Genomic DNA, 9,829 nt, shown 5'->3' on the forward strand with positions numbered 1-9,829 from the left:
CAGAATTGAGGGCGATCGCAAGAATAGACAAATTTTCCCACAAGATTAGAAAAGACTTGCACGGGCAAAGCCTTTTATAGTTGGCACATCAGCTTTCTAGAGCTAATTGAAAAGCTGCACTCGATCCAATTATTTGGAAATCACGATTATGGCTACTGCAATCCTCCATTCAACCGCTACAAAGCTCTATGCCAGTCGCATCGACATACCCACAGAAAATCGCACCCAAATCATTGCCCTGCTCAATATATCTCTGGCGCTGACTCTTGACCTCAAAACTCAGGTGAAGCAGGCACATTGGAACGTCAAAGGCATGAATTTTTACCAATTGCACCAACTGTTTGACCAGATAGCGACTCAGCTAGATGAGTATGTTGACACGATCGCCGAACGAGTCACAACCCTCGGCGGAACCGCAATGGGAACTGTTCGCACCGCCGCCAAAATCTCTACTCTTCCCGAATATCCCTTCGAGATTGTCAATGGCAAAGATCATGTAATTGCGATCGCCGAGCGCCTTGCTCCCTACGCAAAAATTGTGCGGGAAATGATCGACCAAACCAGCGACCTCGAAGATGCCGATACCGCCGATATTTTCACCGAAATCTCTCGCGCTGCGGACAAGTATTTGTGGTTTTTAGACGCGCATTTGCAGGGAAATTAGAGATGGGAATGCGATGTCTATCGTGCCGCGAGCAGTTTCCCGATTTCAAAATCACTATCTTTTAGAACGGACACAACCCTAACTCTGTTACTTGTTTTTTCACCTTTTCCAACAGGAGATTTCTATGACAATCGTTCGCGGTAACAATGCTGATAAATTTGAAGTGCCAGGAGTCGTAGTCAAAAAAATGGCGGCACCCAGTACAGGCGCTAACGAAATTCTGATGTTTCATGCTGAACTAAAACCGGGCGCACTGAATCCGACTCATGTTCATGACCATGAAGAAGTCGTGTACTGTATGTCTGGAACTATGAAAGGCACAATTGGCGATCGAGAAGTAGAACTCCAAGCTGGTGACACCATGATTGTGCCACCTCACGTTTATCACAATCTGATTAACCACAGCGATACTGAACTGGAAGTTATCTGCGCGATGCCTGCTGGTACTAAGAATTGGGACGATAAAAAGCAAGAAATGACTCCTCCTCCCTGGACTGTTTAAGAATTCGCGAGTAATTTTCTTCTCTTTCACATTCAGGCAAAAACCTGCTTTTTTAGTCCTGGACGCAGACACTTTATTTGTAGGGTGTGCGCCGCGCACCTTACGCCACAAATAGTGTAAAAAAAGCTCCCTTGCCTCAGTCATATTTTTGCTCAAAATCTGAATCTAATTAGGAATACTATGACTTCAAACCCGGTTTTTTACGAGCAACTAACTCCCGATAATGCGGCCATGCTGCTGATCGATCATCAAGTCGGCACGATGTCTTTGGGCATTACCGATATCGATCCAGTCAATCTCAAGAACAATACGCTTTACCTCGCTGAAGTCGCTAAATTGTTCAATCTGCCGGCGCTTTTAACCACGAGCAATCCGAATGGGCCAAACGGGCCGCTATTTGCTGAGTTAGTCCAGAGTTTGCCGCAGGTTCCGATTATCGATCGCGTCATCATCAACGCTTGGAACGATCCTAATTTTGTCAAAGCTGTCGAACAAATGAATCGTCCCAAACTAATTATGGCGGGTGTCACAACCGATGTTTGTTTGGCGTTTCCAGCAATTTCCGCCGTGGGTGCAGGCTATGACGTTTATGCCGTCATTGATGCTTCGGGAACCTGGAACATGACGACACAACAAGCAGCCATTGCTCGCATGACTCAAGCGGGAGTCAAATGCGTAAATACGATCGCCGTTGCTGCCGAATTGCAAAGAGACTGGACTCTGCCAACAGCATCGGGTATGGGCGATATATTTGCCCGCCGATTGCCCCAGTTTGGTTACATTTTGACTCAAATCGAACACACGAAAAACTTGGCAACACGATAAAAAATAAATATGAAGCGATCGCATCTTGCCAAAAGTTTACTTACCACAGCCGCACTTTCAACCCTGATAATTCCGATTGGAGTCGATGCGGTTCTGTTGGCAAACGGACACATGAACAATCCTGCTTGGCTACCTCACGCAAAACTGCATTGTGCGATGTCATTTTTTGCGGCTGCATCCTTAGGAATTGCGGCTCTAGCCATTTTAAAAGTTCGTCCGACGAGCGATCGCATTTGCCGAAAAAACTCACTACACTCAGGTTAAGGCCAAAGCTTTAAGTGGTATGGCAGAGCTTTATCGAGAACAATCCGATTTTACAACAGCGCTGTCCCATCATTCAGAGTCGATCGCACTTCTAGACAAAATCGGTGCAAAATGCGATCTAGCCGAGGCTCATTATCAACTTGCCTTAACTCACCAAAAGATGGGTGATGCCGAGAAGAGTCAGACTGCGTTTCAAGAAGCGATTCGACTCTTCACTGAAATGGAAGCACCGCAGCAAGTTGAGAAAGTGCGAAAGGCCATAGGTAAGAGCGATGAAGTTTAACGTCAAACCCGCAGTCCGGCAGGGGTTTAAACCCCTGCCTTAAAGCTGAAGTCCTCTTTTAGAGGACTAATAGATATCTCCCAAAAATAACGTGAAACCCTTGTTAAGCCTAAGCTAAAATCTAATTTCTTGAGAAGTCTAATCAAGGAATTATTCAGTCCTCTTTGAGAGGACTTTCGCTATTAGACAGGGGTTTAAACCCCTGTCGGACTCGCGGACTCACTAACCGCCGAATTATCTAAACCAAAGCCTGCCGCTGAGCCTCCAACAACTCTTGAATCCCGATTTCTGCCACATCCAAAATTTGATTTAACTGACTCCGACTGAAACTTTTCTCTTCCGCAGTTCCCTGAATTTCTATAATTTCCAAATCCCCATTCATCACCACATTACAATCAATTTGGGCCGCCACATCTTCAACATAATTCAAATCTAAAAACAATTCGCCTTCCAAAAGTCCCACAGACACCGCCGCAACTTGACGAATCAAAGGAGACTTCACTAAATCACCTTTTTGCACCAATTTATTCAAAGCATCAGCCACAGCCACAAACGCGCCATTAATAGAAGTCGTGCGAGTCCCCGCATCCGCTTGCAAAACATCCGCATCGACTAGAATCGTTCGCTCTCCCAACAGTTCCATATCCAAGCACGATCGCAAACTCCGGCCAATCAACCGCTGAATTTCTTGAGTGCGGCCCGATAACTTCATAAACTCCCGCTCTTGTCGCTGCGGCGTAGCTCCCGGTAACATTCGGTACTCCGCCGTCAGCCAACCTTTGCCGGTATTCTCAAGAAACCTCGGCACTCCCGGCTTGATGGTAACGCTGCAAAGTACCTGAGTATCGCCGCTTTTTGCGAGCACGGAACCACTGGCAAATTTGTTGAACTCGCGATCGAAACTAATCGGACGAAGTTGATTTGGTAGTCGGCCGTCGGCACGTTTTTTTAACATAAGTAATGGTTATTAGTTATTGGTTATTGGTTATTGGTTATTGGTTATTGGTTATTGGTTATTGGTTATTGGTTGTTACCGCTTTCCTGTCAACTGTCAACTGTCAACTGTCAACTGTCAACTGACCATTTTAAGAATATCTTGCTGCACTTCTTCGGGAGATCGATCGCCGTTGATAGTTAACAGCTTGTTCCGATGTTCGTAATACTCTAAAATCGGAATAGTGCGTTCCTCGAACAAATCGAGCCGTCGCTGTAAAATTTCGGGTTCGTCATCGGCTCGATCGCGTTCGATCGATCGGCTCAGCAAAACCTGATTCGGCACTTTCAACCAAATCGCCCAATCTAGCTCCTGCGCTAAATCGTCTAATAAAAAATCCAATTCCTCAGCTTGAAAAGCCGTTCGCGGATATCCCTCCAACACCCAGCCATTAAAGACATCCCACAGCAGCAATCGGCGCCCGATAAATTTAATCAAAATGTCATCGGGAACGAGTTCCCCAGATCCAACAAAAGGCACCGCCAATTTGCCCAAATCTGTTTCAGTCGCGATTTCCGTGCGGAGAATGTCCCCTACTGCAAGCAAAGGAATGCTCAAATTGTTGCACAGTTGTTCTGCCTGCGTTCCTTTTCCCGCTCCTGGGCCTCCCAGAATTACCAATCTCACAGTGCTTGCTCCTAGTGCTGCAACATTCAAATTCTACGCGATGTTCACCTTTTGTTAACACTCTTGGGCTCTAACTGACTCCGATCCCCTTGGTTTTTCACTCGATCGTTCTGGCACTCCCCGCCCTATTTTGCTACCCCAACCCGGTTTCTGTGCAAGTGATGGCATCAGCAGAGGAAAATCTGACGACAAATGACTGCGAATGCCTCTTCGGCTAGCTTTTGACAATTTGTATATCTAGCGTGCGATCGGATGTACGCTCGGCCCAGTACACTATATATTGTTAAGCAGGTTTCAGCCGCGCTCTTCGGTCGGAGCCGCATTCAAGACTTAGTTACTAATTAAATATTGCCCTATGGTTGCTCAGCTACAAACCCCTAAACTCAATTTAACCCACAGCTTGCCCTACACAGTTCAAGGGCTGGTGCAAGTTTTTACCGGCCCCCACCGCTGCTTTTTTACCAGTGTCATGGCTGGGGCCCTGAGAATTGCAGGACAGGGATCTCCAGTGTTGGCGGTGCAGTTCCTCAAAGGGGGCATCAATCAAGGGCATCAGCATCCGGTGCGCCTGGGGCAAAATTTAGATTGGGTGCGGTGCGATTTGCCTCGCTGCATTGACAAAGCAGATTTAGATGAGAGCGAGACGCGATCGATCGCACAATTGTGGGAATACGTTCAAAATGTCGCGAGTTCGGGCACTTACGCTTTAATCATTCTCGACGAGTTGAGTTTGGCAGTGAATTTAGGTTTAATTTCCGAAGCAGAAGTGCTGGCATTGATTAACAGCAAGCCGCAGGATTTGGATCTGATTTTGACTGGGCCTTCTATGCCGCCAGCAATTTTGGATGTGGCCGACCAAGTTACAGAAATTCGCCGCAGTTAAGGACAATAGACAACATTGCCTGAGTCATTTTAATCAAATTTTCGGAAGGGATCTTATAGCCCTTCCCACAAGCAAAAATACAGAGGAAAGGCGATCAGAGTCCTTCCTCTGTATTTTTGCAAGATATCTAATGATTTTAGTTGCGATCGCCTGTGCGGGCGATCGCAATTTTTAGCTCGATTTTTTTATTTAAAATAAGTCACGATCGCTCTGATCGAGCTGACGGGAGCGATCGCAGCACATCAACATTAGCACCAATATTACCCTGGAACTACCGGATCGAATACAACAGTCAACCGATCGGCCGGAACCATCCGCTTCATAATTTTCAAGTGGCCGTCTGCATCAGACCAACTGCGAAATTGACCCACCACCACCTTTTCCACATTCGGAAGCGATCGAACTACAATCCACGGCTTGAGACATTTTGCTTGCAACATACTAGATATATATCCTTGGTAAATTGGAGCCAAAGCCCGTCCTAATACTTTTCTGCGAATCGGGACTGGTCTGTCGCTTTATAAACTTGCGCTTCTCTCAAAACATATCACAAAAAAAAATGGTTTGGGATTATATCTGATTTTTCAGTTTTTTTCTACATAATTTCTACATAATATATCGCTGGCGATCGGCAACCTGCAACAAGCTGCTACCGATCTCAAGCCTCTGTAAAAAATAGCATTTCTCAAGCCTCTGTAAAAAATAGCATTTTAAACTTGAGATTTTAGATTAAACGATAAAATATGACCTATGACTATCAGGCTTTGGAGTGTGCGGGGCAGAGTAGCATTATTTTGTTTAACTGCTATAACTCCGAGACAGAGGGGAAGAAACCCAAAGCGAGAGAGAATTTGATGTTGTTGACCCATTAATTGAAATATCTAGTTCCAATTATGCGCCACAGCTAACCCAGAAATTCATCTAAAACTTTAGCCCGCGACACACAGCTAGAAACCAGGTTTTTTAACCCTAATATTTGCTTAAAAACTTGAATAAAAGTCAAAAAACCCGGTTTATTTGCCATGAATGCGCCATGGAAGGCAATTGTTAACTCTTTAAATAATTGCCACCTACACCATGATTTCTGATTCTTCCCTTGCAGGGTGTCGAACCAGGGACTTCTACTTACAAATCTCGCCGCGACAGCAGAAACCACACGCCGCCCAAACCCAAAACACCGCATAAAACTCCGCCTTCCCACCCAAAAACAGTTCCCCCCGGCAAATGCCCGGGCAAAGCTTTAGAAGTAAAATTCAGCTCAGTATAGTATACCCACTGACTGTTAACCCGCCAGCCGACTCGATCGCCAAACTTCTCCCAAACTGTAGCATCATAAACACCAGCTTTCCCCCCAGACTTGACCCACAAACCCTTCTGCACCGAAAAACCAAACCTGCGGTGACTGTAACGCACCCAAAGTTGGTCAATAGTCTGCAAATCTTTAGCGGGAAACTTCCTAATATCTTCCTCGCTCAAATAACCCCGCGACATTTGCTGCATCACCTCCAGCATTTTTACCGAAGTTTCTTCATCAGCAGCCCGCCAATTTTTAGCAGCCAGCAGCCTTTCTAAATGAGAATAATCAATTCCTTTGTCCGACTCTAAATTTACCGCAATCAGCGGATTCTCCGTCACTGGTTGAGTCGGTACAGAAGCACTAAGAATAGTTGCCTGCTGCAACTTTTCTACCGCTGGTGACAGAACAACAGTAGGTTGTAAAACATCCAAAACTTCCAGCGCGGACTTGTAGCGGTCTTTGACATATTCCTGAATCAACTTATCCAAAATCTGACTTAAATCCGGGCCGATTTTGGTTCCTTTTGGCAAAGCCTCCCTCCACAGCCAGCGACCTTCTAGCGGGTCGTAAAGGTCATCGTGAATGTCTCCGTAGATATCGAGATAAGGCATCACAGAAGTCAGCAAGCGAATGCAAGTCACCCCCAAACTGTAAAGATCGCTAGCAGGAACAGCCCTACCGTGCCGCTGTTCTAGCGCCGCATAACCGGGAGTTCCCAACTTAGTCCCCGTTTTGGTGGGTGCCTCAGCTACTACCTGTTTGGAAACCCCAAAATCGATCAATACCAACTTGCGATCGCGATTTCGGCGGATCACGTTCTCAGGCTTAATATCGCGGTGAATTACATTCCGCTCGTGAACAAAATTCAGCAAAGGTAACAAATCTAACAGCAGTTCCCGAGTTTTTAACTCGCTATAAGCACCGTACTTTTCTAACTCATCCTTTAAATTATTGCCATCAATAAACTCTTGCACCAAATACAAGCGTCCATCTTCCTCAAAATAAGAAATTAGCTGAGGGATTTGCGGGTGTTTGAGTTCGTAAAGCCGCCTTGCCTCTTGTTCAAACAGTCTGACATACTTTTTGAAATGACCGGGTTTGCGCTGAAACTCCTGGGGCGGCGACAACTGTTTTATAACGCACAGTTCCTCAAATTTTCCATGATTTACCGCTCTAAAAGTCCTGCCAAATCCCCCATCGCGCAGTGGCTCAGTTGCTGCATACAAGTCTTTTAGCAGAAGCTTTGAACCACAATTAAGACAATACTTTGTGCCTGGTGGGTTCTGACGCTTTTCTCTTGGGCAATCGAGATTAAGGCAGTATGTCATATATTAAAAAAATGCGAACAAAATTATATTCAGGCTGTCATTTTATTCAAGAGTCCGATCGCGAGCTGGTTTTTGTTGAGGCGAGACCCCAAACCTTACTATAATGGCAGCCACTTTCGCGAGCCCAGGGGCGCTCTCGCCTCACGAGCCCCTGAGCAAGTATAACTCTCTTGAGGGTTTGACCTCAAACTCGAAGTCCAAATCTAACCTTAAACCGATCTCGGTGCAATACATTTGATTTAGCGGTCAAACAGCCAGCCGATCGAACAAAAATAGTAATTTACGACCGGCCCAGTTAGCTCTGCAACGGCGAAAAAACACTCAGGATTCTGCCTGAGATATAATTTTATTGCCCGAGAGAACCAAACTAACGCGAGCTGCTGCTGCCCTCAAGTACGCGCAGCTAAGCTATCGCGAGCATGAATCGACCTGAATATTTGCCCAGTATAAAATTTTACCCTAGCGGCCAAATAGAACCATCCAAAACTGCGTACAAACTAAAGTTAAAATAAATACTAGCTGGCTGGGCGAGCAACCAGAGCGCAACCATAAAATTAGCCAGTTTTCCGGCGTTGGCGACAGCAGCTATTAGCATTTACATTTATTGCGTTCGGTCTACTTAATTAGGAACTGCCAGTGACACCAAAACTACAGCAATCTCAAACTTACCCCACCCGCAAAGAATCAGTCAAAGTCCCATGGTTCGAGCGGTTCATGGCACTGGTCGCCCTGGGAAATTTCAGTCTAGTATTATTTGACATCAGTTACATCCCCGGGCGAGATTTCTACTTCCGGCAACTGCCAGTTATTACCCAAATATACGACCCGATTAAAGGAATTAAACCCCACCGAGACACCCAGAAATATCTAAAAACCTTACAAGAATTAAAAATTCAAGTAGCGCAAACAGGCTTGGACTCTCCCCAAGTAACAGCAAAATTGCAGCAAATAAACAATCTGAGCGCCAACACGATCGACGAAGATCCTTTCCGAGTAGCATCCAAAAGCGGCACCCTAGAAAAAATTAAAGACCGGATGCGCGATCGCGTCCCGAATCCCCAAGACTCCGCCAAACAATCATTCCAAACATTCTGGAGCCCTGACTATTTAAACAAACAAGGCTGGCAACGAGAAATCAACTGGTTTGATGCCAAAATCAAGCCCTTAATCGCCATCAACTATTACCGGACGATCGGAGAAAACGGCGAATTTACCGACAATTTCTGGCTTCTCGACCTGCCGTTTGTTGCCATATTCGCGATCGAATTTCTAGCCCGCACCTACTTCATCAGCCGCCGCCACCGCAGCGTCACTTGGCGATCGGCCATGCTCTGGCGGTGGTACGACATCTTTCTGTTCCTGCCATTCTGGCGCCTGTTGCGAATATTACCCGTCACAATTCGCATCCACCAAGCCAAAATGCCCGACCTCCAACCCATACGCACCCAAATCAGCCGGGGTTTTGTTGCCAACTTCGCCCAAGAATTGACCGAAGTAGTAGTAATTGGGCTGATCAACCAGATGCAACAATCAATTACCACAGGCGAACTCGCCCGTCAACTATTTCAATCCCAAAAACAACGCTATCTAGACATCAACAATGTAAATGAAATAGAAGCGATCGCCACCCACTTAGTCCAAATCACCGTCTACAAAGTCCTGCCCCAGCTCCAGCCCGACCTAGAAGCCCTGCTCCGCTACAATATAGAACTATTTCTCAAACAATCCCCTATCTATCAAGGATGGAAGCAAGTACCCGGACTGGGAAACCTGCCCGCACAACTAGCAGAGCAATTAGTTGCAGAACTCTCGAAATTAGTCACCCTCGGCCCGCAAGATGCCTACGAAGCCTTTAAAATCGCCAGCGAAGACCCCGTAGGTACCAAACTCTCAAGCCAGCTAGTCCAACATTTCGGGCAAGCTTTAGGAGCCGAACTCCAACAGCAGCAAACTTGGCAAGAAATACAACTGCTGCTGTGCGACTTCCTAGAAGAGTTCAAAATCAACTACATCCAGCGGTTGAGCGAAGAAGACTTCGAGAAAATTTTAGAACAAGCTAAACAAATGCAACGCATAGCACCGCGTTAATCAGTTGACAGTTGACCTGTGACAGTTGACAGTTGTCAGTTGTCAGTTGTCAGTTGTCAGTTGTCAGTTGTCAG

At 46.1% G+C, this 9,829-nt stretch carries 12 protein-coding genes; 7 read left to right on the plus strand and 5 right to left on the minus strand.

Annotated features, from left to right (window positions below):
• Nucleotides 1-148: 148 nt before the first annotated feature.
• From dps to QT974_RS25170, 5 genes are all read left to right on the plus strand, one after another.
• Nucleotides 149-664, plus strand: coding sequence for a DNA starvation/stationary phase protection protein Dps (gene dps, locus QT974_RS25150; RefSeq protein WP_333471134.1), 516 nt, complete (start codon nt 149-151; stop codon nt 662-664).
• A 124-nt stretch (nt 665-788) separates the two neighbouring features.
• Nucleotides 789-1,166, plus strand: coding sequence for a cupin domain-containing protein (locus tag QT974_RS25155; protein WP_333471135.1), 378 nt, complete (start codon nt 789-791; stop codon nt 1,164-1,166).
• A 180-nt stretch (nt 1,167-1,346) separates the two neighbouring features.
• Nucleotides 1,347-1,991: an isochorismatase family protein gene (locus QT974_RS25160; RefSeq protein WP_333471136.1), complete on the plus strand. Its 645-nt coding sequence runs from the start codon at nt 1,347-1,349 to the stop codon at nt 1,989-1,991.
• A 9-nt stretch (nt 1,992-2,000) separates the two neighbouring features.
• Complete coding sequence (locus QT974_RS25165) at nt 2,001-2,255, plus strand: hypothetical protein (RefSeq protein WP_333471137.1); 255 nt, start codon at nt 2,001-2,003, stop codon at nt 2,253-2,255.
• A complete protein-coding gene (locus QT974_RS25170) occupies nt 2,218-2,538 on the plus strand; it encodes a tetratricopeptide repeat protein (RefSeq protein WP_333471145.1) in 321 nt (106 codons plus the stop codon). Before QT974_RS25165 ends, QT974_RS25170 begins: the two co-directional genes overlap by 38 nt.
• A 238-nt stretch (nt 2,539-2,776) precedes the next feature.
• On the opposite strand, the gene rph is transcribed toward QT974_RS25170, so the two are convergent.
• Nucleotides 2,777-3,493, minus strand: a complete 717-nt coding sequence (gene rph / locus QT974_RS25175) for a ribonuclease PH (protein ID WP_333471138.1) — start codon at nt 3,491-3,493, stop codon at nt 2,777-2,779.
• Nucleotides 3,494-3,610: 117 nt separating this feature from the next.
• Nucleotides 3,611-4,159 (minus strand): adenylate kinase family protein, encoded by a 549-nt coding sequence (locus QT974_RS25180; RefSeq protein WP_333471139.1) that lies wholly within the window; start codon nt 4,157-4,159, stop codon nt 3,611-3,613.
• Nucleotides 4,160-4,514: 355 nt separating this feature from the next.
• Between QT974_RS25180 and QT974_RS25185 the strand changes: the two genes are divergently transcribed.
• Nucleotides 4,515-5,042 (plus strand): P-loop NTPase family protein, encoded by a 528-nt coding sequence (locus tag QT974_RS25185; RefSeq protein ID WP_333471140.1) that lies wholly within the window; start codon nt 4,515-4,517, stop codon nt 5,040-5,042.
• 260 nt (nt 5,043-5,302) lie between these two features.
• On the opposite strand, the gene QT974_RS25190 is transcribed toward QT974_RS25185, so the two are convergent.
• The 3 genes from QT974_RS25190 to QT974_RS25200 form a co-directional block, all read right to left on the minus strand.
• Nucleotides 5,303-5,515: a hypothetical protein gene (locus tag QT974_RS25190; RefSeq protein WP_333471141.1), complete on the minus strand. Its 213-nt coding sequence runs from the start codon at nt 5,513-5,515 to the stop codon at nt 5,303-5,305.
• A 652-nt stretch (nt 5,516-6,167) separates the two neighbouring features.
• A complete protein-coding gene (locus tag QT974_RS25195; protein ID WP_333471142.1) occupies nt 6,168-7,667 on the minus strand; it encodes a GUN4 domain-containing protein in 1,500 nt (499 codons plus the stop codon).
• A 454-nt stretch (nt 7,668-8,121) separates the two neighbouring features.
• A complete protein-coding gene (locus tag QT974_RS25200; protein WP_333471143.1) occupies nt 8,122-8,262 on the minus strand; it encodes a hypothetical protein in 141 nt (46 codons plus the stop codon).
• A 41-nt stretch (nt 8,263-8,303) separates the two neighbouring features.
• Here QT974_RS25200 and QT974_RS25205 point away from each other — a divergent pair, with 41 nt between their 5' ends.
• Nucleotides 8,304-9,755, plus strand: a complete 1,452-nt coding sequence (locus QT974_RS25205) for a hypothetical protein (RefSeq protein ID WP_333471144.1) — start codon at nt 8,304-8,306, stop codon at nt 9,753-9,755.
• Nucleotides 9,756-9,829: the final 74 nt, after the last annotated feature.

The sequence above is a fragment of the Microcoleus sp. BM001215392 genome (genome assembly GCF_036700185.1).
In the GTDB taxonomy this organism is placed as follows: domain Bacteria; phylum Cyanobacteriota; class Cyanobacteriia; order Cyanobacteriales; family Microcoleaceae; genus Microcoleus.

Bases quoted from the DNA above. Each gene is read 5' to 3' on its own strand.
- dps (WP_333471134.1), top strand. From the start codon at position 149: ATGGCTACTGCAATCCTCCATTCAACCGCTACAAAGCTCTATGCCAGT.
- QT974_RS25155 (WP_333471135.1), top strand. From the start codon at position 789: ATGACAATCGTTCGCGGTAACAATGCTGATAAATTTGAAGTGCCAGGA.
- QT974_RS25160 (WP_333471136.1), top strand. From the start codon at position 1,347: ATGACTTCAAACCCGGTTTTTTACGAGCAACTAACTCCCGATAATGCG.
- QT974_RS25165 (WP_333471137.1), top strand. From the start codon at position 2,001: ATGAAGCGATCGCATCTTGCCAAAAGTTTACTTACCACAGCCGCACTT.
- rph (WP_333471138.1), bottom strand. From the start codon at position 3,493: ATGTTAAAAAAACGTGCCGACGGCCGACTACCAAATCAACTTCGTCCG.
- QT974_RS25185 (WP_333471140.1), top strand. From the start codon at position 4,515: ATGGTTGCTCAGCTACAAACCCCTAAACTCAATTTAACCCACAGCTTG.
- QT974_RS25195 (WP_333471142.1), bottom strand. From the start codon at position 7,667: ATGACATACTGCCTTAATCTCGATTGCCCAAGAGAAAAGCGTCAGAAC.
- QT974_RS25200 (WP_333471143.1), bottom strand. From the start codon at position 8,262: ATGCTAATAGCTGCTGTCGCCAACGCCGGAAAACTGGCTAATTTTATG.